21 protein-coding genes and 1 pseudogene are annotated in these 24,936 nt (G+C 34.4%); 18 read left to right on the top strand and 4 right to left on the bottom strand.

Annotated features, from left to right (window positions below; genetic code table 11):
- Positions 1-9 precede the first annotated feature (9 nt).
- The 3 genes from AAGD66_RS02045 to AAGD66_RS02035 are packed head-to-tail and all read left to right on the top strand — an operon-like array spanning position 10 to position 2,414.
- Positions 10-483 carry an ankyrin repeat domain-containing protein gene (locus AAGD66_RS02045; RefSeq protein ID WP_264724092.1) on the top strand — a complete coding sequence of 158 codons (474 nt, stop codon included), beginning with the start codon at positions 10-12 and terminating at the stop codon, positions 481-483.
- Between the two features lie 12 nt (positions 484-495).
- Complete coding sequence (locus AAGD66_RS02040; protein WP_250120144.1) at positions 496-927, top strand: DUF2924 domain-containing protein; 432 nt, start codon at positions 496-498, stop codon at positions 925-927.
- Positions 928-929: 2 nt separating this feature from the next.
- Complete coding sequence (locus AAGD66_RS02035; protein WP_264724093.1) at positions 930-2,414, top strand: recombinase family protein; 1,485 nt, start codon at positions 930-932, stop codon at positions 2,412-2,414.
- A gap of 285 nt (positions 2,415-2,699) precedes the next feature.
- Here AAGD66_RS02035 and AAGD66_RS02030 read toward each other — a convergent pair whose 3' ends face one another.
- Positions 2,700-4,625 (bottom strand): ankyrin repeat domain-containing protein, encoded by a 1,926-nt coding sequence (locus AAGD66_RS02030; protein ID WP_250120162.1) that lies wholly within the window; start codon positions 4,623-4,625, stop codon positions 2,700-2,702.
- Positions 4,626-5,454: 829 nt separating this feature from the next.
- Between AAGD66_RS02030 and AAGD66_RS02025 the strand changes: the two genes are divergently transcribed.
- The 4 genes and pseudogenes from AAGD66_RS02025 (at position 5,455) to AAGD66_RS02010 (ending at position 10,419) form a co-directional block, all read left to right on the top strand.
- A complete protein-coding gene (locus tag AAGD66_RS02025) occupies positions 5,455-8,058 on the top strand; it encodes an ankyrin repeat domain-containing protein (RefSeq protein ID WP_264339138.1) in 2,604 nt (867 codons plus the stop codon).
- Between the two features lie 183 nt (positions 8,059-8,241).
- A pseudogene (locus tag AAGD66_RS02020) lies at positions 8,242-8,461 on the top strand (transposase); the annotation flags it as partial.
- A 405-nt stretch (positions 8,462-8,866) separates the two neighbouring features.
- Positions 8,867-9,652, top strand: a complete 786-nt coding sequence (locus AAGD66_RS02015; RefSeq protein WP_246165624.1) for an ankyrin repeat domain-containing protein — start codon at positions 8,867-8,869, stop codon at positions 9,650-9,652.
- Positions 9,580-10,419: a hypothetical protein gene (locus tag AAGD66_RS02010; RefSeq protein WP_341814555.1), complete on the top strand. Its 840-nt coding sequence runs from the start codon at positions 9,580-9,582 to the stop codon at positions 10,417-10,419. Before AAGD66_RS02015 ends, AAGD66_RS02010 begins: the two co-directional genes overlap by 73 nt.
- Here the strand turns inward: AAGD66_RS02010 and AAGD66_RS02005 are convergent.
- A complete protein-coding gene (locus tag AAGD66_RS02005) occupies positions 10,408-11,319 on the bottom strand; it encodes an Rpn family recombination-promoting nuclease/putative transposase (protein WP_015589128.1) in 912 nt (303 codons plus the stop codon). The genes AAGD66_RS02010 and AAGD66_RS02005 overlap by 12 nt on opposite strands.
- A 579-nt stretch (positions 11,320-11,898) precedes the next feature.
- On the opposite strand from AAGD66_RS02005, the gene AAGD66_RS02000 reads away from it, so the two are divergent.
- The 10 genes from AAGD66_RS02000 to AAGD66_RS01955 all read left to right on the top strand — a co-directional run bounded on the left by AAGD66_RS02000 (position 11,899) and on the right by AAGD66_RS01955 (position 21,648).
- Positions 11,899-12,183, top strand: coding sequence for a transposase (locus tag AAGD66_RS02000; protein WP_038198869.1), 285 nt, complete (start codon positions 11,899-11,901; stop codon positions 12,181-12,183).
- A 206-nt stretch (positions 12,184-12,389) separates the two neighbouring features.
- The gene (locus AAGD66_RS01995; protein WP_341814506.1) at positions 12,390-12,638 is read left to right on the top strand and encodes a transposase; all 249 of its coding nucleotides are present in this window, start codon (positions 12,390-12,392) and stop codon (positions 12,636-12,638) included.
- On the top strand, positions 12,638-12,802 hold the full coding sequence (locus AAGD66_RS01990) for a DDE-type integrase/transposase/recombinase (protein ID WP_156768661.1): 165 nt from the start codon (positions 12,638-12,640) through the stop codon (positions 12,800-12,802). Before AAGD66_RS01995 ends, AAGD66_RS01990 begins: the two co-directional genes overlap by 1 nt.
- Entirely contained in the window at positions 12,792-12,956 is a 165-nt protein-coding gene (locus AAGD66_RS01985) for an IS3 family transposase (protein ID WP_264724206.1), read from the top strand. The genes AAGD66_RS01990 and AAGD66_RS01985 overlap by 11 nt, the downstream gene beginning before the upstream one ends.
- A 1,374-nt stretch (positions 12,957-14,330) precedes the next feature.
- A complete protein-coding gene (coxB, locus tag AAGD66_RS01980) occupies positions 14,331-15,095 on the top strand; it encodes a cytochrome c oxidase subunit II (RefSeq protein WP_010962498.1) in 765 nt (254 codons plus the stop codon).
- A gap of 15 nt (positions 15,096-15,110) precedes the next feature.
- Complete coding sequence (gene ctaD / locus AAGD66_RS01975; RefSeq protein WP_341814505.1) at positions 15,111-16,661, top strand: cytochrome c oxidase subunit I; 1,551 nt, start codon at positions 15,111-15,113, stop codon at positions 16,659-16,661.
- A gap of 1 nt (position 16,662) precedes the next feature.
- Positions 16,663-17,550, top strand: coding sequence for a heme o synthase (locus AAGD66_RS01970; RefSeq protein WP_182309217.1), 888 nt, complete (start codon positions 16,663-16,665; stop codon positions 17,548-17,550).
- Positions 17,551-17,725: 175 nt separating this feature from the next.
- Positions 17,726-18,163 (top strand): ribonuclease HI, encoded by a 438-nt coding sequence (gene rnhA / locus AAGD66_RS01965; RefSeq protein WP_151807582.1) that lies wholly within the window; start codon positions 17,726-17,728, stop codon positions 18,161-18,163.
- Complete coding sequence (locus tag AAGD66_RS01960) at positions 18,156-21,269, top strand: DUF3971 domain-containing protein (protein WP_264724203.1); 3,114 nt, start codon at positions 18,156-18,158, stop codon at positions 21,267-21,269. Before rnhA ends, AAGD66_RS01960 begins: the two co-directional genes overlap by 8 nt.
- A 235-nt stretch (positions 21,270-21,504) precedes the next feature.
- Positions 21,505-21,648 (top strand): hypothetical protein, encoded by a 144-nt coding sequence (locus AAGD66_RS01955; protein ID WP_264705617.1) that lies wholly within the window; start codon positions 21,505-21,507, stop codon positions 21,646-21,648.
- Between the two features lie 183 nt (positions 21,649-21,831).
- Here the strand turns inward: AAGD66_RS01955 and groL are convergent, their stop codons facing one another.
- Both groL and AAGD66_RS01945 read right to left on the bottom strand, forming a co-directional pair.
- The gene (gene groL / locus AAGD66_RS01950; RefSeq protein ID WP_155968879.1) at positions 21,832-23,481 is read right to left on the bottom strand and encodes a chaperonin GroEL; all 1,650 of its coding nucleotides are present in this window, start codon (positions 23,479-23,481) and stop codon (positions 21,832-21,834) included.
- Between the two features lie 100 nt (positions 23,482-23,581).
- The gene (locus tag AAGD66_RS01945) at positions 23,582-23,863 is read right to left on the bottom strand and encodes a co-chaperone GroES (RefSeq protein WP_173862895.1); all 282 of its coding nucleotides are present in this window, start codon (positions 23,861-23,863) and stop codon (positions 23,582-23,584) included.
- Positions 23,864-24,030: 167 nt separating this feature from the next.
- Between AAGD66_RS01945 and AAGD66_RS01940 the strand changes: the two genes are divergently transcribed.
- Positions 24,031-24,837: a folate-binding protein gene (locus AAGD66_RS01940; protein ID WP_341814504.1), complete on the top strand. Its 807-nt coding sequence runs from the start codon at positions 24,031-24,033 to the stop codon at positions 24,835-24,837.
- Positions 24,838-24,936: the final 99 nt, after the last annotated feature.

The raw sequence follows: 24,936 nt of genomic DNA, 5'->3' as shown, positions 1-24,936 counted from the left end.
AGGTGGATTATGTTAAAGCTTGGCAAATTTAATAAATCAGCAAAAGAATTATTAGAGAACTCATATAAAAATATTTATGCAAGAGACGAGAATGGAAGAACAGCTCTGCATTATGCAATAAACGCAAAAACAGTGAGGGTATTAGTTGAAAAAGGAGTGAATGTAAATGCAGCAGATGTAGGAGGATATACAGCACTGCACCTAGCGGTAACGGAGAAACGTCTAGAAATCGTGAGAGAATTGATAAAATCAGGAGCAGAAGTAAATGCTGAGGAATATGGAAATAAATGCATACCTCTACACCTTGCGTGCATGGTAGGTGAAAAAGAAATAGTGGAGGAGCTAGTAAAAGCAGGAGCAGAAATAGAGCAAGCAGATAAATTTGGAATGACAGGGATGGATTATGCGAAAAACAGCAAAGAGATAACTGAAATATTGAAGAAAGAAACAGACAGAATTGAAAAGTTATTTGAGAAATTATAAAAGGCTAAAAATATGGAGGAAGAAATAGCAAGAAAGGTAAAAGGTTTGGAGAAAAAAACATTGGAAGAGCTGAGGAAAATATGGAAGAAGGTATATGGAGAAGAAGCGCCTAGATACTCAAAGAAATATCTGATACCAAGATTAGCTTATAGAATGCAGGAAAAAGTATATGGAGAAATGTCAAGAAAAGGATTAAAAAGACTAGAGTATCTGGCAGATCGGCTAGAGAAGGGAAAAAGAATAAGTAGCGATAAATTACCAGTAGAAGGGACAGAATTAATACTAGAGAGAGGTGAAGAGACGCATGCGGTAATGGTAACAGATAAGGGTTTAATCTACAGAGAAGAGTTTTATACATCATTGTCAGCAGTAGCTGGAAAAATAATGGGAATGAGTTACAATGGGCCGCTCCTATTTGGTTTGCGTGATCAAAAGGGAAGTTGAAAATGCTGAAAGAGGTGAGATGCGCAATATATACAAGAAAATCAAATGAGGATGGACTAGAACAAAAGTTTAACAGTTTAGATGCGCAACGAGTAGCATGTGAGAAGTACATAAAGAGCAGAGAAGGCTGGGTAGCATCGGCCAAAAGGTATGATGATGGCGGATATTCAGGAAAGAATTTAGAAAGACCAGCGATAAAGGAATTATTTGAAGATGTTAAAGGAGGAGAAGTAGATTGTGTAGTAGTATATACTCTGGATAGGCTATCAAGGGAAACAAAAGACAGCATTGAAGTAACATCATTTTTTAGAAGACATCGAGTAAATTTTATAGCAGTAACGCAGATATTTGATAATAATACGCCAATGGGAAAGTTCGTACAAACAGTGTTATCAGGAGCAGCACAATTAGAAAGAGAGATGATAGTAGAGAGAGTAAAAAATAAAATAGCAACATCAAAAGAACAAGGGCTATGGATGGGTGGAACTTTGCCGCTAGGGTATGATATAAAAGATAAAGAATTAATAATAAATGAGAAAGAAGCGAAAATAGTAGGGCACATATTTGAAAGATATTTGGAGCTGAAGTCAATGGCAGAACTAGCAAGGGAGTTAAATAGCCAAGGTTACAGAACAAAATCAGATATCTTTAAAAAGGCAACGGTGAGAAGAATAATAACAAATCCAATATATGTGGGAAAAATCAGACATTATGAGAAAGAGTATGAGGGAAAGCATGAAGCAATAATAGAAGAGGAAAAGTGGCAAAAAGCACAAGAATTGATAAAGAACCAGCCATATAGAAAAGCAAAATATGAGGAAGCGCTATTAAAGGGAATAATTAAGTGCAAGAGCTGTGATGTAAATATGACGCTGACATACTCAAAAAAAGAAAATAAAAGGTACCGATATTATGTGTGCAATAACCATTTAAGGGGGAAGGATTGTGGATCAGTGAACCGAACAATAGTTGCTGGAGAAGTGGAAAAAGAAGTGATGAAGAAAGCTGAACACCTATATGAAAAATGGGGAGAAAAAGCGGAAGAGTGGAAAAATTTAAGTTTTGGAAAGCAAAAAGAAGTAGTGAAAAAGTTAATAAAGGGAGTAATGGTAAAAAGGGATGGAATAGAGGTGCACTCTGAATCAGAGGAAAAATTTATACCAATAAAAAAGAAAGGAAACAAATGCACGGTAGTAGAACCAGAAGGAAAAACAAATAATGCGCTACTCAAAGCAGTGGTAAGAGCCTACCTGTGGAAACGGCAACTAGAGGAAGGAAAATACGCAAATATAAAAGAGCTGAGTGCCAAAATTAATATAGGTACAAGACGTATACAGCAAATTTTGAGGTTGAACTATTTAGCACCAAAGATTAAAGAAGACATAGTAAATGGGAGACAGCCAAGAGATTTGAAATTAGTTGATTTGAGAGAAATACCGATGCTGTGGAGTGAGCAATTGGAGAAATTTTATGGATTAGCAATGTAACGTTTATAAAAGTAACAATATGAAAAAACATCGAAAAAAGTATGTGCCAGAAAATTAAAAAAGGTTATTACAAAAGGAGCTACTGCAAAGGGCCACACAAAAAGATGCTGAAATTGATATAGAAAAGTAAGTCAATGTTACAGAATCAATTATGCGAAAAATATCAATATAAATAATGAAGATTTTAGCATACTGGATGCAACAATGGTAGAAAATGATCCAAAATCTATAAATTATAGTAGTTTATATTTAAATAATAATCTTTAACCTTTATGGCAAATTAATCTACCTAGCCCTAGAATCATAAGTTCTTCTTAACTCTTCACGTCCTGTCCATTTGTTGTTAGACTCGCTTATTACTTCAGGACGCATTAATCCACCAGATCTAGCAAAAACACCTTGATCTATAGCTTCAATAACCGATAAACCTCCCAATAAGCAATTTTGCCCTATTTCTTCATGACTTGCTATTTCTTCAAATAGATCTTCATCGCTCACTTCTACTCTTATCAATTTTTTATTGTTCTCATCAGGATATAATCTAACTTCTAATTCTCCTAAACTAGTATAAAAAGTTAATACTATACCGCTGCCTTCTGTAAGGTCTGTGTAATTCCTTTTGCCATCTTCAGTTTTAATTTCTACTTCACTATTGCCGATCTTTACTATATTTCTTCCACACTTTACATCTCCATGGGTTAGTCCTAAATCCCTTGTTCCATCTGTAATCTGCGCAACATCTATTATACTGTCTTCTGAATATTCTAAGTAAAAAGTAGCGTTATCCATTTTTGCACAATTTAACTTGCCGTTGGTCGCATTTTTTGCGATTTTCAGAAATTTATGAGTACGATCAACACACTGTTCATGAGCTTTTATCATATTAGCTTTGTGCTCTTTAAACTCCAGTTCTATTTCATCAATAACGTTTAAACTATTCCAGTTACTTAACCTTGCTCCTTTTGATATTAATGTACATACTATATTGCTAGCAACTTCATGGTTTTTTTCTAGTTGGTCAATTCTTTCTAGTATGTAATCTGTGAAACACTGACCTCCATCTTTAGTAAGATTCAATCCCACTCCAGACATGATAGCCTTATCGACAACTTTCTGTAATTCAGCTATGTTTGCAGCTTTTGGTATTTCACTTACAAACTGATTTAGTTGCCGTAGTTGATCTGTTAAACAAATGTCCAATAAACATTGATGTGGTACATAAGTTTCCTCTGTCTCTTGCTCAGTTACCATTAATTGTGATTGAGTTGCCGAGAGTAAATTTATCACTTCAGTATACATATAATCTTTAAGTATTTCTAAATTATTTTCTTCATCCCTAATACTCAAAATCATCTTTAAATCTTCATTGTTTTTATTTTTATCTAAGAACTTTTTCAGGTCCTCAACACCTTGAACGTTATATTTGGAAGAACCATTCTCAAGTTTAGATGTACCTTCAATTAGCTTGTTTAATTCTTCATACAATTTCTTTTGCTCTAAATTAAAGAAGCACTCTGCAACATCCAAAGTACCTTTATCAATTGCAATTTGTAGAGGAGTTTTTCCATTATTGTCCTTTATATTCAAATCAGCTCCATAGCTTACAAGAGAATCCACATATTTCTTTTCAACAGGATAAGTAGCAGCATAGTAATGTAGAGGTGTTTTTCCCTTATAATCTTGTATATTTGGTTCAGCTCCTGCTTTTAAGAGACAATCCACTAAAGTACAACTATCAAATGAATTTAGGATTGTTGGAAGTATATGTAACAATGTTAACTCTGACGCCCCTACTTTAAGATCGAGAACAGTTTTTAGATCTGGATTACTCTTAGTTTTCTGTAAAAATTGTTGGAGTGTTGAAGTATCACGACTATTGATAATATGAAATAACTTTTGAATTAACTTCTCCTGATTCTTTGTTAATTCTGATCTATGCGCTTTAATAACCCATTCTTTTTCTAATAAGCTCCAATTACTTGTATTATCCATTAAGTTCATATTAATCCAAAATAAACTTTGTTTAATGAGTTCGTAGTAGTCATCTTTACTACTTGTTGGTAATTGAGTTATTTCTAATTCCTGGTCATCTGTGCTTGGCCATCTTTGCCCAGTGCTTGGTTTCCATTTCGGTTCCTGCTCATTTGTTTGATCACTTTGCCGATTGGTAAGTTTTATAATATGTTCTACAAATTCTTTAGTCTCAACCATAGCTACCCCCTAATTCTAAATATAGGATGTATTATGTATAATATATAATATTGGTCAAGCTAATTTCAACGTAATATTTTTACTGCTCATATTTTTGTTAAGTTTTTATGGTGAGTACTACTACTAGGTTAAAAGTTGTTTATGACTCCAAGTTTTAGCCAGTTTTACTATAGATCAACAAATTTGAGAAGCACTAGCGATATTTAATATATAGGAATATGATGCTTTAAAGGAGTGCAAAAACTGCTGAAGCTTATACAGTAACCTGCGGAGCCACTTCAGCAGAATAAACAAACACATGCGAGTATTAGTAGAGAATTATTTATAAGTCAACTAACTTTTTAAAAAATATTTTAGTGAAGATACCATGCTAGCTAGTGTTATAAAGAATTGAATTATTGACTCTTCCTAAGATTGCAAAAAAGGTCGTATATTTGTGAGAACAAGCCGCGTAAAAATAAGGTTATAAAAATAGAAGATTTAAATTATTTCAATAAGCTTAGGCAAAACAGTTCGTATGTAGATATGGATGAAATGGGCTAATGTAGCTAGTTTTAGCGTATAGTTAAATTGTTATATTAAAAAGTTCGTATGGTACATATGGTAGACCAACCGATTCCAAGAAAAATTGTTCTCACGCTTGCTGGTTTTGGGTGCTGGAAATGGTTATATTGTTTAGGTTTTTAACAGTATATATTGCTAAATTAGTAGCAATATATTAAAGACTTTCATCAAAAATTATTCCATAAAAAATTTCTAAATAGGGGTTGATAAGTTTTAAAAATGGAGTATTGTACTGAGTAGGAAAATAGTTTTTTTTATATAGTTTATGAAAGATCAAACGAGCCTTACAACGGATTTTACGCATGCTATAGAAAATGACGACTTTAAACGGTTGGAGGAATATATTGATCAACATATTGATAAATATAATGTTAATCGTGAACTTTTAGATAAGTTGCCTTTGCTGTCCTGGGCTGCCTGTAAAAATAGTGTAAATGTAGCTCAACTTCTTCTTAGTATTGGTGCTGATATTGACATTAGATGTGACCAAAATTGGACACCTCTACACTATGCTGTTAGTGCAGGTCAATACGATATGGTTAGATTTCTTGTTGATCAAGGTGCCAGCATTTTAGCTAAGGATAATAATGTTAAGACACCTTTACGCATAGTAAATGAGCTTGGTAACACAGAAGTAGCAAACTTTTTGAGAGCAAAGCTAGATAAATATTTATTTTCTGCTATAGAAAGAAAAGATATTAGAAAGGTTAGTGATTTTCTTGATGGAGGTGCTAATATTGAGGCTAAAGGTATAAACAATCAAACGCCTTTGTGTGTAGCTTCTTGTAAGGGTAATTTGTATGTCCTTAAACTTCTTCTCAGTAGAAATGCTAAGGTTAACGTTCAAGATGATAGTAGAAAAACACCTTTACATTATGCTGCTAGGGAAGGTCATTCAGATGTAGCTGAACTTCTTCTTGGCCGTGGTACTATGATTGATGCTGAAGACTGTTTTGGTATGGCTCCTCTACACTATGCTGCTTACCACAATAGAAAAAATATGGTTAGCTTTCTTATAAAACAAGATGCCAAAATTGAGGCCGTGGATAAAGAGGCTAAAACACCTTTACATTATGCTGCTGGGAAAGGTCATTTAGATGTAGCTGAACTTCTTCTTGACCGTGGTGCTATAATTGATGCTGAAGACCGTTTTGGTATGACTCCTCTACACTATGCTGCTTGCTACAATAGAGAGGATGTGGTTAGCTTTCTTATAAGCCGAGATGCTAAAGTTGAGGCCATGGATGAAGAAGATAAAACACCTTTACATTATGCTGCTGGGGAAGGTCATTTAGATGCAGCTAAACTTCTTCTTGACCATGATTCTATAATTAATGCTAAAGACCGTTTGGGTATAGCTCCTCTACACTATGCTGCTTACTACAATAGAGAGGGTATGGTTAGCTTTCTTATAAGCCAAGGTGCTAAAGTTGAGGCCATGGATGAAAAAGCTAGAACACCTTTACATTATGCTGCTAGGGAAGGTCATTTAGATGTAGCTAAACTTCTTCTTGAATGTGATGCTATAATTGATGCTAAGGACTGTTATGATCGGGATCCTTTATATTATGCTGATTCGTATAAAAAATTAGATGTAGTTAGACTGCTTGAAGGTAGGAATGGTGTGAACACTTGTAACCCTCTTACTAATTTTTTAAGTGCATGTATCCATTCCCCTATTGCTCGTTACTTCGGAAGTGTTTGCGTAGAAGGAGCGCCAATTTTATACAGAAGGCAACGTGCCTCTGCAATTGATCACAATGCTTTGGAAGGTAGTTTACGACTCTTCAGTATCTGTAAAGGAGGAAGAGAAGGTATAGATAAAACACGTTTCAATAAAGAGATTAGTTATCTACATGAAAATGCTTATTTGTATGATGTTTTACTGTTACAAGATGAGGAAAATCAAAACACACTTTTGCATGTGGTTATTAAAGAAAATCAGGTTGATCTTGTAAAAGAACTTTTGTGTATTCTTAAGGAGCCATATCGTTCGAATAAGGTGTATGAGTGCAAGTATTTTGAAGGTAAGCAAGAAAATGAAAAGCCGCTTTCTAAAGTTATTAATTCTAAGGATAAAGACGGAAAAGATGCAATTACTCTGGCTATTGAAGGTAATGACCCAGAATGTATTTCGGCTCTTTTCAAGTATTTAACTTATGAAAATATTAACAGAAGGAAAGATGTTAAAAGCGATTACACACCTCTACATGAAGCTGTGCGTTCTAGAAGTAGTAACGCAATTAGTGCGCTTCTAAAATCAGAGCATGTAAACGTTGAGCTCATAGATGGAAGATCTTATAGAGCATGGAAATATGTTAATAATGAAGAAACAAAACAATTGTTTATTAGGTACTATAGTGATAAAATTGATGATTTGCGTAAAGAATTAGCACATTGCAATGAAAAATTAGCGCAAGTCGAGTATTTCCTGTGCAGAACAAAACTTGCTTTTGTATGCTCTGCAGCTTTTGGCTCTTGTCTTAATATGTATAAAAATTTTCATGATGCAAGAAGTGGAGATATGCCAGGTGTTACCATTCATCCTCTCTTGTTGTTATTTTCTAGTGCTACAGGTCTAATAGTGTTGTGTAATCATTTTATCGATTTAACACTTTCAAAGTATAAAGAAGAAAGTGTTAGCTTGCAAAAAAAATTGGACAGTTTTAGAGAAGCAAGAGATAAGTTGGAAAATAAATTACTTCATTTTCAAGAAGGTACATCTCAGGGTATTAGGACGAATTCAATTTCTACGCAACTATCTGATTATGATGACGTACCTGGAACATTAGAATCACCTACCTCTATAAAGAGCTTTGAAAGCTCAGCAAAGGTATCCGTTTATAACCTGCCTAAGGAATTTAAGTAGCCTAATTTAGTAAGTACATAGAAGTAATCATATTAAAGAAGATATTGGTTTTTGAAGTAAGAGGAGAAAGCTCACAATCTTTGCTCATGTGTCTAAATTGGAGAACCAAGAGAAAGTTTGTTCCACAATAGAGATGTTCAAAAAAGTGTGTCAAATCAAAAAGAAAGTAATAAATTGATATAAAAAGGTGAAATAGAAAACCACTTATTGGCTGAAAGTGAAGAAAATAATAGAAAAAATGGGAGAAATGCAAAGGCTTTACGTACAAGTGCAGATTCATTTGAACTTTTAACACCAAGAGATAGAGAAGGAACCCCAAATAGTCAAAAAAAGGCAAATAAATTTACATCCAGGGCTTGAAACGAAGATTTTAAGCACATTTGCAAGACCAATCGATTTCCAAAAAAATCTTCTCATGCTAGCTGGTTTTTATTGCTGAAAGTGGTTGTATTATTTAGGTTCTTAGTAATATTTAATATTAAATTAATAGTAATTCATTAAAAATTTTCATCAAAAATTATTTCAAAAAAATTTTAAATTAGGGGTTGACAAGTTTTAAAAGTGGAGTACTATTCCTGAAATACATTAGATTACTAATTTTTTATGGTATGTAAGTGTGTGATGGCTAAGGTAATTTTACTTTTGTGAGCGGGCTATGTTATGTGAGGGCATTCCAGAATTCTTGTTTGAGGGAAGATGGTCCTTTCTGTGTTGCTTGAGGAAAGAAAAAAGCTCAGGGTAAGAGTGGCTTGTTATAGTGTGATTGCTTAGTTAAGTTAGGTAGGTTTTTATAAATGTGGAGGGACAAATGACTTTAAACAATGATGATTTATTAGTTAGTGCTGCAGGAGCAGGACGCCTTAGTGACGTTAGAGAACTTCTTGAGAAAGGGGCTAATATTGAAGCTAGAGATAGTGATGGTTACACATCTTTGCATAGGGCTGCTGAAGGAGGTCATTTAGAGATAATTAGATTTCTTATAGATAAGGGGGCTAACATTGGAGCTAAAAATAAGGATGGTGGAAAACCTTTAGATGTAGCAAATACCTCTCGTCAGTCAGAAGTAGTAAACTTTTTAGGACCAAAGCAAAGTGAGTATGATAGACTTTTATTTGCTGCTGTAGAAAGTGGGAATGTTAGTGAAGTTACAAATCTTCTCAATATTGGAGCTAGTATTGAAGTTAAAGGTGTAGAAAATGCGGAGTTTAGGTTAGCCCGTTATGTAAAAAGAATTATGGAGATGAGTAATTACCATAATGTTCATTCGGAAAAAAAATCTGAGCTTGAAAGGATAAAAGGAGAATTACCAGAGTCAGTAAAGAATGCAGTATTTTCATCGGAGGTATGTATTAAAAGTGTTTACTATAGTAATGAGTATTTATATCCTGCTAGTGATTATCTTAGCCATGATAGGGATAGAAGGAGAGTATTTACTTGGAGGCCAGGGGCAAAGATAGTCCATGTCAATGGAAAATTGAGGATTGTGGATCTACTCGCAAGAAGCGTGATGTACAATATAGTATTACAAAAGAAGCTAAGTGTGATCTATCTTATGATAATGCATCAGACAATTCATCGCAAAGTGACGAAATAGGCTATAACAAAATAGGAGCTACAAGCGGAGCAAGTAAGCCGTCTTCATGGATAGATGCTGTTAAAGGTGTTTTTCAGTTTATCTCTTCCCCTTTAAGGGCTGCGTTGCCTTCATTTTCAGAAAATAGCTCTAGCCGTTCTGGTACAGCAGGAAGTAGCTCCAATCATTCTGATACAGTAAGAAACCCAAATATCCAATATACTAGCCAATTTAGTCGTGAAGTTTGTGCGAGTAATAATGCTAGCTTGATGTTTTTCTTGTTACAAGCTTTTCTAGATAAAAAGTGTCCTCTTCCTAAGTTTTCTGATGTTAATCCTGTAAAGGCTCTTTTTTACACATCGGATATTATAAAGTCGTTCAAGGAAGTATTAGAGAAGCAAGCTGAATCGAAAGGTGGTATAAAAATGCACCGCTTAGATATTAATTTTGAGAAATTATTTGAGAAGATTAATGAAAAAATTAGGAGTGGTGAATTTAATGAAATTTCAGGGATTTTAAAATCATACGCAGAGGAAGCATTGCCTGGTAGAGAACCCGAAGATCCCGGTAGATTAAGTCCGAAAAAGTTTGATAAGTTTATGGCTGAATTTAATAGAAGAATAGACCCAGTAATAAATCAATTAATGCAACAAATGTTAAGCAGATTAGAAGTGAGTGACGTAAAAGAACAACAAATAAGCTTGGAGCCTAAAAGTTATCTAAATAATACTTCTGTTCAATGTCATTTAACTCAAGCTAGAGGTCAAGGTAAAGTATTAATTCCTTAATTTTTGAATTTCATCTATCGAAAGGCCGGTAATTTGAGCGATAACATCAATAGAGACACCGGCCTTAAGTGAGTTCTTTGCCACTTCGATTTTCTCTGCTTTTCTGCCTTTTTCATGTCCGATTTGGATGCCTTCTTCTTTACCTTCTTCTCTACCTTTTTCAGTAGCATCATCAAGTTTTTGAGCGAGGACAGCCTGTTCATCAAGAATACGTTTTATTTCCTGTTCATAGGCAATAAATTCTTTTTCTGACCAGTTGAATCTATTTAGCTCTTCATAGGCCTTTTTAATTATTACATCACTACCTATTATTTTTTCCAGCTCTTCTTCACTAGTCTCATCTGCATATCGAAAAAAATAAACCCATTTTTCAACTATATTTTCCAACTGATCTTCCTTATTCTTTGGAAATTTTGGCAACTCAATAAATATAAAATAGAAATCTTTTAGATCATGCTCATTAGTGTCTTCATCTCGAATAGTATGCTTTGATTTGTACTCAGATTTATTAGGAAACAGTACACAATCTGCTATAGCAATGAAGATAATTTCCTTAAGGTTATGATACTGGTCACCTTTATCAGCTTGCCTTGAGTAAGCTTTAGCAGCATAGTATTGGGCACGTTTTTCAAAGCCTTTAGTTTTAGCGACCTGCATTTCGCAAATGTATTGAGCACCTGTAGAATCTCTACAGAGAACATCAACAATACTTTGCTTTTTAGCGGCGATATCGGGGTCTTGAATAGTACTTAAAAACTCTATATCCTTTATTTCATTTTTACCAGTAAAGCCAAGAATATCATTGAGGAAGTGAATAAGGATATCTCTATTTTTTTCAGTACCGAAGATACGCTTAAACGATACATCATTTTTGGGATCAAGAAACTTAGAAAAAGTCATAAGAAAGAACCTTAAAAAGCATTAATAATTATACACAATTCTGAAGAAATGTTCAAGTTTTTTATTTTTTTAAGTTTTGAATGCGTTGATGAAAAAAATGTCTCCCATAGATGGCTTTAGAATGCTACTACGCACCTTAGACGTCCTTTGTACATCTTTTATTGACCCTTCTATAAAGCGCCTTAAAAGGCTGGCAAATGGATGCTATGAGTTTGGAGCTGTAGGAGACATCAAAGATACCCTTTTTGGTGTATAAAAATACGAATCTACGACAACATCGTTTAAAGAAATTAGCAGCTATTAATATCTTCTACCTTTTCATAAAAAAATAAACAAAAAAAAATTGAAAATTTGATTTGACTTCACCCAAAAGCTATGGCTTTATGCCAATACTGCTAAGAAAATAACAGTAAACATTTAAAAATAATTTATTATTAGTGAAGGGTATATTATATGAACAATAAGAATAAAAGTAAAGATCGTAAAAAAGAAATAGAGTTCCGAATTGACCTTACCCAGAAAAAGTGGAGAGAAAGAAAGGAGTTTTTTCGGGTAAAATAAAATTTTGGAGGATTAGAAATGGCAAGAGAATATACGGCAGAATTCAAATTGGAAGCTGTTAAGCTGGCAAATGAACAAAGAAAGGTAGGTCAACCAGTTGCAAAAGTAGCAAGAGATCTAGGAATAAGGGATAGTGTATTAGGAAAATGGATGAAGAAATATAACGAAAAAAAGTCAGCGGCAAATGCATTTCCAGATGTAGCACCTTATGACAAAGAGAGATTTGATTTACAGAAAGAGTTAGCAAAAGTAACAAGAGAAAGAGACATTTTAAAAAAAGCCCTGGCCAGTCAAAAAGAGTAAAATATTTTTTCATAAAAGAGCATAGTAAACACTATAAAGTGCAGGAATTATGTAGGGTTTTCTGCTAGTGGCTACTATAAGTGGACTACAAGGAAAATAAGCAGTAGAGAATCAGCAAATAAAGAGTTATTAGCAGATGTTCAAAAAATATATAAGCTTCTAAATGTAGATATGGAGCTCCTAAAATTCATGCTGAATTAAAGGCTTTGGGTAAAAGTTGCAACTTAAAAACAGTGCAAAGTATTATGCAGAAAAATGGTATTCAGGCTATATTGAGAAGAAAATTTAAAATTAAGAAACAACAAACGGACAGTAGAGTTGTAGCTCCCAATATATTAGACCAAAACTTTATTGTCGATCAACCAAATAAAGTATGGGATTACTTATATAAAAACCAAAGAAGGATGGCTATATTTGGCAACAATAATCGATCTATATTCACGCATGGTAGTTAATGAGCAGTTCAATAAATAAACAATTGGTTATGGACTCTTTATTAATGGCCGTTAACAAGCGTAAACCTGCCAAAAATCTACTATTACATAGTGATCAAGGTTCACAATATACTTCGCAAGGTTATCAATATCTCTTATCCATAAAAAACATAGATGAGTCATAAAGGTTGTTGTTACGACAATTCTGTTGTGGAAAGCTTCTTCAGTTCTCTAAAAAGGGAGTTACCAATGGACACCTCTCGGCACTCTAAACAGCATATCAAAACTGCTATATTTGAATATATAGAAATTTTTTATAACAAACAACGTCACTATTAACTATTGCATTCCAGAACAATTTGATGCATCATTCTTTTTGTAAAAAACATTCCAAACTTTCTCTCCACTTTTTCTGGGTAAGGTCATCATAGCATTAGTTAGATGCATTAGAATTGATCATGATGATGTACATATAATGTTTAGGTTTCAAGAACTTGCTCTGGAAATGCAAAAAAAAATGTTCAACATTATGTCGCGAGTCAAACTTAGGGTATTTGGCGTCTCATGTTTAATTTTTCGCACTACGTGCATCGCATGTCTTTAAAAATTTCTGGGTTTTTACCTATATAAGCCGAAACGCGCTTATAAAGCGTTACAAGACATCAAAAAATGCCAATACTCGACAGAGATAGTAAAAGACTAGCTAACTCGGGGATTCTTTGTCTTTTTTTCTGCTTAGTAAATTTCTTAAACATTTGCAGCGTAGGTTAGTTGCAATTAAAAGCAGCTGAATTTCGCTTGTCAAGCGTTTAAAACATAAAAAACGCCAATATTTTAAAGCGGATAATAACCCCAGGGCTTCTTTTGCCTTTTTTTTTATTTGGTAAATTTCTTAATGTTTATGGCTAAACGACAATCGTCATCCCGCTACTTGTTAGCGGGATCTAGAGATACCGCGAATGAATCGCGGTATGACGGTTTGTGGCGGCATGACGATAAGGTTTATACCTTGTCATCCCAGTGCTTGACACTGGGATGACAGCTAGCCTGACAATCGTCATCCCGCTACGTGTTAGCGGGATCTATGCTTTGAGATACTGCGAATGAATCGCGGTATGATGGTTAAGTAAGGGATCTATGCTAAGAGATGCCAAAGACCTTCATGAAACTTTGCCCATTTGGCTTCTCTAAAGATTTCGTTTACAGAATCTAGTAACTCAGCTATGCAGAATAAAAAAAGTTTGTATGGTATACAAATAGTGTGTTTTTTTTATAATTATTTTCTATAATACATAAACCTTTGGTCCAAGCTGTAAATGCCACTATAGGCATTAAAAGTTAATTAACAAACTGCAATGTATAATGAAATAAAGAAACTTGTAAGACTTTGATCTTACAGATTATAAACTTGTCATAAAGTTTAATAGTGTCTGTTACTGCTTTTAGGTGTGAGGCTAGAGGGTTATTAGCAGTAACAGACACTATTAAACTTATTATAGAATTTACTTAAAGTAAATACTTAATTTAAAATATTATAATATTTTTACTTACAATAGATTTATGTAAATGCTTTTTTCCTCAATTAGTATTGTACTATTATACTTGTTGAATGCTAAAAAATTATTAACCATCACTAATCTCTATTTGCATAGTAAGTTTATATATACTATTATACAGTATATCACTTAGTTTTATAGCAAACAAACAAAAGATATGGTGAAGTTATTTGCACTATTGATAATATTTTACTCAAATATATCTGTTGCCTCTGCTCCTACTTCCTGGCAATTTGGATTTCCTGCTCCTGCAACTGAAGTAATGGAGGCTGTAGTTAGGTCACATTCGTTTGTGATGCTTGTGATGGTTACAATAATGCTTTTTGTGTGGGCGCTGCTTGCTTATATAGCGTTTCGCTTTCGTAAAAGCAAAGTAACAAACATAAGTAAAACTACCCATAGTGTTCCTTTAGAAATTATTTGGTTTGTTATACCAACTATCATTGTTGGAATATTAGCCTTTGAAAACGCTAAATTACTGAAGCTACAGGAAGAAATACCGAAAGCTGACATAACACTAAAAGTTATTGGCCATCAATGGTATTGGAGCTACCAATATCCAGAATATCAAGGTGTGTCATTTGATAGTTATATTAAGGGAAAAGAAGACTTTATCGAAGGAGATTTAAAGCTATTCTCTGTTGATAACAACATCATTTTACCCGTTAATACTAACGTTCGTTTACAAGTTACAGCAGGAGATGTGATACACAGTTGGGGAGTACCGGCTTTTGGTGTAAAAATTGATGCGATACCAGGTAGGCTGAATGAGGCGTGGTTTAATATCAAAAAGCCTGGTGTTTATTATGGGCAGTGCTACGAATTGTGTGGTCAAGGCCATGGATTTATGCCAATTGTTGTTGAAGCAGTAAGCAAAGAAGATTTTAATAAGTGGATTGAAAATAGAAAATTAGTGAGTTAAATTTGGAGTATAGATATGAGTGACGTACCAAAGGGCATAAAGCGTTGGTTGTTTTCCACTAATCATAAAGACATAGGGACACTGTACATTATTTTTTCCATATTAGCTGGAATTATTGGTGGATTATTATCGGTGATTATTCGCACTCAGCTAATGCACATTAATATACTTAACAATAATTATCAATTATATAACGTAATGGTTACAGGGCATGCGTTGATAATGGTGTTTTTTATGATAATGCCAGCCCTCATGGGAGGATTTGGTAACTGGTTTGTACCTCTCATGATTGGCGCACCAGATATGGCATTTCCTCGTATGAATAATTTAAGTTTTTGGTTGTTAGTGTCATCTTTTATTTTGCTCATTCTTTCAGCATTTGCTGGCGAAGGTGCAGGTACGGGTTGGACTTTATATCCACCTTTATCACAGGTAATGTCCCATCCAAGTGCAGGAGTTGACCTTGCTATACTTGCACTCCACGTTGCTGGTATGTCGTCAATTGTTGGGGCGATCAACTTTATAGTTACTATATTTAACATGCGCGCAAAAGGAATGTCATTAACTAAGATGCCACTGTTTGTTTGGTCTGTCTTGCTAACAGCATTTATGTTGATTGTTGCCTTACCAGTACTTGCCGGTGCTATAACTATGCTTCTTACTGATCGCAATGTTGGTACTTCCTTTTTTGATCCTGCCGGTGGTGGTGACCCTGTGTTATTTCAACATTTATTTTGGTTTTTTGGTCATCCAGAAGTTTACGTAATTATTTTTCCTGCATTTGGCATCATAAGTCAGGTTGTATCAACTTTTTCTCACAGACCTGTATTTGGTTACATAGGGATGGTTTATGCAATGATAGGTATAGCAGTATTTGGCTTTATGGTTTGGGTTCACCATATGTTCACTGTTGGGCTTAGTGCTGACGCTGCTGCATTTTTTAGCACTACCACAATTTTTATCGGTGTTATAACTGGTGTAAAAGTCTTTAGCTGGATTGCAACTATGTGGGGTGGAGCAATTGAGTTTAAGACCCCTATGCTATTTGCACTAGGTTTTATTTTCATGTTTGTTGGCGGTGGCATAACGGGAATAATTCTTTCTCATGGTGGAATAGATAAGCTCTTGCACGACACCTATTATGTTGTTGCTCACTTCCATTATGTCATGTCACTTGCTGCATTATTTGGAGCTTTTGCTGGCTTTTATTATTGGATTGGTAAAATGTCGGGTAAACAATATAATGAGCGCTTAGGTCAAATCCACTTTTGGCTTACTTTTATTAGCACCAATATCACTTTTTTACCTCAACATTTCTTAGGATTAGCTGGTATGCCAAGGCGTATACCTGATTATCCTGATGCGTTTATCCCTTGGAATTATATATCCTCAATTGGTTCGTATATGTCCTTTGTTTCAGTTATGTTTTTTGTGTTTATAGTTATACATCTTTTTAAATGGGGCAAGAAAGCTGGAGATAATCCTTGGGGAGGTGACACCTTGGAATGGACGGTATCTTCACCACCGCCTTTTCATACTTTCGAAAAACCACAAGTGGTAAAATAGAATGTACACAAGTGTTTTGCTAAATGTTGAATCAACAATACTGGATTTTTGGCGTTTGCTGAAGCCAAGGATAATGTATCTTGTGGTATTTACTGCAGTTGCTGGTATGGTTACTGCACCAGGTAGTATGCACCCTTTTCTAGCACTAATATCTCTTATATGTGTTGCTCTTGGCTCAGGATCTGCAGGTGCTATAAATATGTGGTATGACAGAGACATAGATCTGCTCATGGAAAGGACAAAAAACCGCCCTATACCCTCAGGTAGAGTTTCTGCAGAAAGTGCGCTTGAATTTGGTATAACTCTTGGAATATTGTCAGTATTTATCATGGCAATAGCAGTAAACTATATTTCTGCTGCTTTGCTTGCTGTTAGCATATTATTTTACGTTTTCATATATACAATTTGGCTAAAAAGGCGTACTCCGCAGAATATCGTTATCGGTGGTGCAGCAGGTGCTTTCCCTCCAATGATTGGCTGGGCAGTTGTGACTAATTCTGTAAGTTGGGAAAGTTTCATTTTATTTTTAGTAATTTTTATGTGGACTCCACCACACTTTTGGGCCCTATCTTTAAATAAGTCTGAAGACTATGCAAAGGCATCAATTCCAATGTTCAATATTGTTTATGGTCCGGAAAAAACAAGAAAATATATATTAATTTATAGTGTTTTGCTGGTGCTAACTAGCTTGCTTCCGGCTCTATTTTTGAAAAAGGCTTTACTTTATCTAAGCATGGCAACCTTTGAAGGTTGCGTTTTTATTTGGTACGCTGTATCTGTTATGAAGTTCAAGAATCACAGCTCACAGAAAAAAATGTTTTCTTATTCAATTTCTTATCTATTTTCCCTATTCGCCAGTATTATTTTTTGTTCTATTGATTTATTTTAGTTATGAAAGAACGGCAGAAGCATAAAAACTATTTTTTACTTTTCCTTTTGGTAATGCTCGTTGTCACACTTTTTTTTGTTTCTATAATAAAATTTAAAGGTGCAGCTTAAACTACCTTTAGAAATTGTGCTTTCATAAAAGCAACTATATACTTTGTTAACCGATATAAACAAAGATGAGTAAAAAAGAAGTGACAATATATACGGATGGGGCGTGTTCTGGTAATCCTGGAGCGGGAGGATGGGCAGCTATCATATTATTTCAAGATTACAGAAAAGACATTTATGGTAGAGAAGAAAATACCACAAACAATAAAATGGAGTTAACAGCGGTGATCAATGGGCTGAAAGTATTGAAATTTTCTTGTAATATTAATTTATATACGGATAGTCTTTATGTTAAGCATGGCATAACAGAATGGATAAATAAGTGGAAAATGAATGGCTGGAAAACAAGTAATAAAAAATCAGTAAAAAATATGGAATTGTGGAAAGAGCTAGACAACGTTGCTTCACAACACGAAATTGATTGGAAGTGGGTTAAAGCACACAGTGGCGATAAATATAATGAGGAGGCTGATAGTTTAGCAAGAAAAGCAATAATCGATGCTTAAAAAAATTACTATATTATTTTCCGTAGCTTTATTATTCATATTGTGCTTCTTTATTTTTTTTAAGCCTTTAGAAATCAATATTAATTATATTGATTTTTATGTTAAACATAAAATATCAAAAATATTTGTTGGCTCAAGCGTTAATATGGAGAATACCTCAGTTGTTTGGCAGAAAGATGGCAAAGATCCGTATTTAGTCATTACGGATTTGGCAATAGCAAACCCTAATTTTACTATAAAAGTTCCTGAGCTTTTTGTACATTTTAAGTTAAGTTCCTTATTTAAAGCTAGCACAAATCTCTCTCAGGTTTCAGCTGATAATGTGCATGTATGTATCAAGAGAGAAGAAACTAATGTTAATCCGCAAAACTCATTAGACCTTTTGGATAATCATTATTTAAGTAGTAACCGCCTTCCTTCGGTGTCATTCCAGCGCGTGACGCTGGAATCTAGAAAAAAAGAAACAAGTAGTCAAGCTACTTGGATGACAAGGACGAGTGCTGGGATGACAGGAAAAAAAGATACTGGGATGACAGGGAAGAATTTCAAGATGACAGAAAGTAGTGCAAAAAATCTATTAAAAACAATAAGGGAATTTTTTTTTGACTTAAATGCGGATTCAAAAATTGAATTTACTAACATCGCTATTGATAAAAGCACAGAAGATGAATTTTTTATTGATAAATTATATATAGGGAAGGGGGAAGATTTTAATGTTTTAGATATTCATGTGAATACAAAAGATGGAAAGGGATTTTTGGATGATTTATCAATTACGATAAAAAATCGCAACAATTTGCTAAATGTGTACGGGACATTTTATGATCTAAAATTGGGACTATTGAGCAAGTTTTCTACATTAGTTAAAAGCTACAATTTGGACAAAAATATAGGATTCAAAGGAAGCTTCTCAGTGAAAATTAATAAAAAGGATGAAATTGTAGATGGAAATATATACGTATTAAATACAGAAAATTATTTGAACAAAAATTTGGCCTTAACTAATGTAAATATAAATTTAACATATAGTAGTGGAATTATTAGTGTAAAAAACTTCCATTTTAAGTTAAATGACACGTATCTCTCTTTAATAGGCAAAATGAACTTTGGTACAAGTCATGCTTTGCTTAGAATTAATATTAGTAAGTTTGCTGCAAAGGATTTATGTACTTATATACCAGATAGTGTAGTAAATAGTAAATTTAAAAGCTGGTATTGTAATAATATTGATGGGGATGTTTTAAATACCATTGTAAGTTTCAATGGCAAATTGGTTGATGACGATCTGTCAGACATTGTAATTGTTGCTGATATAGAAAACGGTAGCGTAAAATTTGATGAAGATTTTGAGCAAGTAAAGGAATTAAAGGGTGATTTGATCATCAAGAATAACGATCTTGAAATTACTGTAAATAGCGCTAAGTTTCAGAATTTCACTGTTAATGGTGGTGATATTGAAATGAAATCTCTAAATAAGGAAGATTCAGTTCTAACCATTAATGGCAAAGCTGTAAGTGATGCGTATGGTTTATATGAGCCTATAAGATTTAAGCTGGATGATGTGGTGAAGGTTGAAAGGGATAAAGTAAGTGGAATGGCAAAATCCGTATTTAATTTTCGCATTTTTAATCTAAATGCTGATGACAAAAAAGTAGACTTCTCAGCAAATTTTCATTCTGAAATTGACAATTTGGCCGTCTATAATGCAAGTCTTGGTAAATATGATATTAAGCTTAGTTTTGGCAGTGACTTTATAGATTTAAATGGTAGTGGTATGGTGAATAACACACAGCTATTATTTGACCTGAAAAGTAGCAATAGGAATGAAAGTTTCGCCTGGAATTTGACCGGAGATTTACCCGCTCAAATATTTAATTTTGATAGTGGCTATGTCAGTGCAAATTTAGAGTCAGTGATAAATCAAGATAAGACGGGGTATGTTAATGGTGATATAGATTTATCAGAATTTGAATCACATTCAAGCTACTTAGGGTGGAAAAATCGCTTTGAAGATCACAATAAAATTTTGTTTTCTACAAGGTTAAAAGGAGCAGGTGAATTGTTAGTAGATAAATTAGACATTGTAGGAAATGACCTAGATATAAAATTCAGCGGAAGAGTAGAAAATGGAAATTTATATTTAAATTCTAGTAGCTTTAAATTGCCTGATAATGATTTTAGTATAGAAATTGAATCAGGTAAGGAGAAAAATGCCATAACTATTTATGGTGAGGAAATTAACTTAAGTGATATTTTAGGCTTGCTTGGCAAAAACAGTAATGGATTAAATAAAGATATAGAGATTAGTATGAATGTTGACAATGTAATTATGAAAGAAGGCATCGTTATCAAAAATGCTAAGCTGAATGTAACCTGTACTAAAGGTAATTGCAATGGAAGTCAATTTACAGGGCAGTTTCTGGAAGATAGCAGCAACATACTAGCAGAATACAGTGGAATAGGGCTCGAAATATATGCGGATAATTCAGGTATGCTTTTGCGTTCCTTAGGCATTAGTAAATCAATTAAAAACGGCAAATTGTCTTTTTATCTCTCTCCTCAGAGAGAAAGTGGAGAACATTATGGTACGTTATCCATTAGCAATTTCTACATCAAAGATGCTCCACTACTTACTACTTTATTGTCGATGTCTTCATTGCCTGGCATTGTAAATGCCATAAAAAATGAAGGTGTATACTTTTACAAATGTAATGCACCTTTTTCATACAAAGATGGCACTATTGAAATTGAAGAATCTTGGCTTGAAGGGGCGGAGTTAGGTATTAGCACTGGTGGTAAGCTCGATATTAAAGATTATAAATTCCAGGTTGCAGGACAAGTAATACCAGCATATTCAATTAATAAATCTTTGTTAAAAATTCCTATAATTGGAAAACTTCTTACTGGTGGGAAAAGTAGGGGAATCGTTTCAATAGACTATAAAGCAAGTGGTGATGACAAAAACAATAACGTATCTGTTGATCTTATCTCTTCGCTAACTCCAAACCTATTAAAGAGGTTATTGGGAGTGTTTGATCGCATTATGACAAAAACTAACGAAAGTGGCTTAAAAGGTGGTGTGAAAAAGAAATTTGGTTCGATATGACCAAAAGGGAAGTTATTTAACAAAATTATGGACAAAAATGCAAGAATTTCAGAATGATCTACCTGGTTTTTTATTTAGTTGTTTAAGTAATACCACTCCCTTTAACCTCTCTATATTTGCTGAACAACTAAAAAGGGTAGGGGGGTGGTTGTAAATTGTATCTGTTCAGCAGAGTGGCAAAATAAGGTAGACGAGAAAGGACAACTATAGGAACAAATGGGTGTCATGCCAGTGCGTGACACTGGTTTCCATCCAAAAGGGTGTCATTCCAGTGTCAGCTACTTTCATGACATCGTTTACTATGTGCCATATTGTAATGTTCGTACAGTTGTGGAATGAATCGCGGTATGACGTGTTGCTTGGGTCAGCTATAGTATAAATATACTAGGGGTTATAGTTTTCTTATGCTGCCTTTTTGTTATTAGACAACCACAATATAAAGGAGTGAAACGGATGCAAACAGTAGTGCATTTCTGCACCAAACGTATTACCTTTAACGAATAGTAAAATGTGAGATTTTTTGGAACTACCGTGGAGCAATTGCTCCACGGTTTCATTCTACTTAGAATCCACCCATGCCACTCATTTCTCCTGCACCCATAGGAGATGAAGCATTTTCTTTGCTTGGTACATCAACTATCATAGATTCAGTAGTTATCAGCACACTCGCAACAGATACCGCTGTTTCAAAAGCAATACGCACCACTTTTGCTGGATCAATCACACCAGCTGTAAATGCATTAGCGTAATTCATAGCCTCAACGTTGTATATAAGCTCTTTATCATTCTGCTTAATCAAATAGTCAATTATAACAGCAGATTCAAGACCAGCATTTTTAACTAACCTTCTAATTGGAGCACTGAGAACTTTCTTGATAATGTTTATGCCTATTTGCTCTTCGTCACTTGCACCTTTTAATTTGTCGAGAACAGATGAAGCATAAAGAAGCGCAACTCCACCACCTGGAACTATGCCTTCTTCAATTGCAGCTCTTGTTGCATGCAGCGCATCTTCGACTCTATCTCTACGTTCTTTAACTTCCACTTCAGTTGCTCCACCAACTTTGAGCACAGCAACGCCACCTGATAATTTCGCTAAACGTTCTCTTAGCTTTTCTTTATCATAATCAGAAGTTGAAGTTTCAATTTGAGATTTAATCTGCTCGATTCTAGCTTTCACACTGTCAGAATCGCTATTTTCGCTGACAACTGTGGTATTATCTTTAGTAATTTTAACATTTTTAGCCGTACCAAGATCATCAAGCGTGAGATCTTCCATCTTGATTCCAAGTTCATCTTTTATGACGTACTTAGCACCAGTTAAAGTTGCTATGTCTTCGAGCATCTCCTTTCTTCTGTCACCAAAACCTGGAGCTTTTACTGCAGCAACTTTTAAACCACCACGCAATTTATTGATAACTAAAGTGCTTAATGCTTCACCTTCGATATCCTCTGCAATAATAACCAAAGGTTTACCAGATTTAACAATAGCTTCAAGAATAGGAAGTAAAGGTTGAATAATATTTAATTTTTTCTCTGTAATTAATAGATAAGGATTATCAAGCTCCACGATCATTTTTTCATTATTTGTAATAAAATACGGAGAGAGATAACCGCGATCAAATTGCATGCCAGTAGTCAGCTCAACTTCTAACTCTTTTGAACCTTTACTCTCTTCAACAGTTATTACACCCTCTTTTCCAACTTTTTTCACGGAATCAGCGATACTATTACCTATATCCTTATCACCATTTGCAGAGATTATTGCAACTTGTGCCACTTCGTCTATTTTCTCTAGAGAAATTGTACGAGACATTGACGCAATTTCCTTTAATATTACATCTTTTGCCTTCTGTATTCCGTTTTTAATACCAACACGATCGTTTCCAGCAGCAATTGATTTTGAAGCTTCCATTATCATGTTGCTAGTTAGTATTGAGCACGTTGTTGTACCATCACCAACTTTATCGTTACATTGAGAACAACTTTGTGCAAAGATGCTTGCTATTACAGCGTTTAATGGTTTTTCAGGCTTGATACCCTTCATCACCTTATAACCATCTTTTGTAATTTCTGGTGCTCCATAGGGCTTATTAATCCCTACTGTTTTTCCTCTAGGTCCCGCAGTTATTGCTACCGTTGAATCCACTATTGCTGCGACCTCACGAAAGGCTTCTTGCAACTGCTCACCTGATACTACTACATTAGTCATTTTTATCACCTCTTGTTAATAAAAAATTTAGAAAACTATAATAAAACCATTTACAATGCGCTATGTTGCGCTTTGTTTCAGTTTAGTAAAATAAAGACTGCTACTTAATGACAGCAAGTATATCGGATTCCTTCATCACGATAAGCTTCTCATTATTATGTTCTATTTCTGTACCAGCCCATTGGCGATAGAACACTTTATCACCAGCTTTCACAGTTAAAGTTACGCGTTCGCCACTTGAATTGCGTGAACCTTCACCAATTGCTATAACTTCACCTTTAGTAGGTTTCTTTTCAGCACTTGATGGAAGCACAATTCCACCTTGCTTTTCTTCGCTAATAGGCTTGATCAGCACGCTATCATCTAATACATTTAAACTTATACTTGACATTTGTTTTTCCTCATCAACAAATTAACTTATAAGTTTATATATATATACTCGTAAGTTAGATTTCAAGGGCTGGAGCTTGTAAAATATGCACGCCAAAAGCAGTTTCTAAAAGAGCCTAATGTTATATAATAAAATTTAGATTTATTTATAGAGATTTCATGAGTTATATACCATTTTTAAGTCGTGGTGTGATAGTGCTATATGGGCCTGACACTAGAGATTTTCTGCAGGGTATTATAACCAATGATATTAATAAGTTGGATAGCCAAAAAGCCATTTACTCTTTATTGCTTAGCCCTCAGGGAAAATATCTATATGATTTTTTTCTTATTGAATATGGTAAATACACCCTCTTAGAGTGCGAAAACATGCACTTGCAGCAAATAATCGAGAAACTGGATTTGCTTAAAACTTACTTGAGAGTGAAGATTAAAGACATTAGCGCACTATATAAGGTTGGAGTTTTGTTTAATACTAAGTTGGCGGAGTGTAGTGGTAAGTCACAAGTTATTTTTCAAGATCCAAGGCACAAGCTGCTAGGAATGAGGATCATACATAAAGATGAAATAAAAGAGCCGGTTGGGGATTTTACTCAGTATGAAAAAGTCAGAATTCAAAATCTCGTTCCAGATGGAGCGAAAGATATGGTGCAGAATTCATCGTTTCCGCTGCAATTTTTAATCGATAAAGTAAACGGTATAAGCTTTAATAAGGGGTGTTATATAGGTCAGGAAGTTGTAAATCGAATGAGCAGACAAGAAATATTCAGAAGAAAACTTTACCTTGTTGAGGGGGATAACGCACTTCCAGATATTGGCACTAAAATGACAAATGAAAATAATGAAGAAATAGGGGAACTGCGCTCTAGTGTAGACAACATTGGATTTGCATTGCTTAATACTGGAAAGAGCCATGCAAATTTATATGCAGATGGAGTTAGGTGCGTTAAGACGTTGAAGTCTTAAGGTAGCACATATAGAAACGAAAAACTTGCTTGACATCCTTCGCCAGCGCCCTTATCATGGTATTGAAGGTATTCAGTTATCTTCATCTGTGCAGATTAA

Source organism: Wolbachia endosymbiont (group A) of Dendrolimus pini, assembly GCF_964026835.1.
In the GTDB taxonomy this organism is placed as follows: domain Bacteria; phylum Pseudomonadota; class Alphaproteobacteria; order Rickettsiales; family Anaplasmataceae; genus Wolbachia; species Wolbachia pipientis.
The sequence above is the reverse complement of the archived record's forward strand: the minus strand, read 5'-3'. Positions and strand labels throughout refer to the sequence as shown.